Origin of the sequence: Bartonella capreoli (assembly GCF_902813205.1) — a bacterium.
Taxonomy (GTDB): Bacteria; Pseudomonadota; Alphaproteobacteria; order Rhizobiales; family Rhizobiaceae; genus Bartonella; species Bartonella schoenbuchensis.
Genome location: NZ_CADDZX010000144.1, coordinates 1 through 510, shown reverse-complemented (window position 1 = coordinate 510; position 510 = coordinate 1). Strand labels below are relative to the sequence as shown.

General features: G+C 37.6%; 1 protein-coding gene. It reads left to right on the top strand.

Annotated features, from left to right (window positions below):
* Positions 1–123: 123 nt before the first annotated feature.
* Positions 124–510: DUF3987 domain-containing protein (locus J7R05_RS07765; protein WP_208541821.1), on the top strand; the 387-nt coding region annotated here is incomplete at its 3' end.

Below are 510 nucleotides of genomic sequence, written 5' to 3'. Positions count from 1 at the left end.
GAAAATTCTTGTTAAAAAGCCATTACTTATGAACAAGCCTTGCAAAAAAATGGTTGGGAGCGATTAAAACAGATTGTAACGGATGGCTTACCTGTCGAGCCATATAGCTTAATACAGTAACCAATGCCATTAATGCCCTGTTTTTATGAGGTTGCCGATCTTCAACAATCTTCTATCGATTTTATTGCTATCTCTGCTTTATGTGGATTGGCTGCTGTTATTGGAAATGGCATGCGGATTGCTCCCAAAAAACATGATAATAATTGGAAAATTGTTCCTAATCTCTGGGGCGCTCTTATTGGTCAATCGTCAACCATGAAAGCACCAGCCATGAAAGCTGCTTTAGCTCCCATTACTTGCCTTCAAAAGCAATGGTATAAAGAGTGGTTAAAACAGAAAGAAAAACAAGAAATTGAAGAGATACTTGAAACTTTAGATAAATCAGAAAAGAAAAAACAAGCCCATAAAGCGATCAAAAAAGGAGAGTGTGAAACAGCCCGTGCTCTTTTG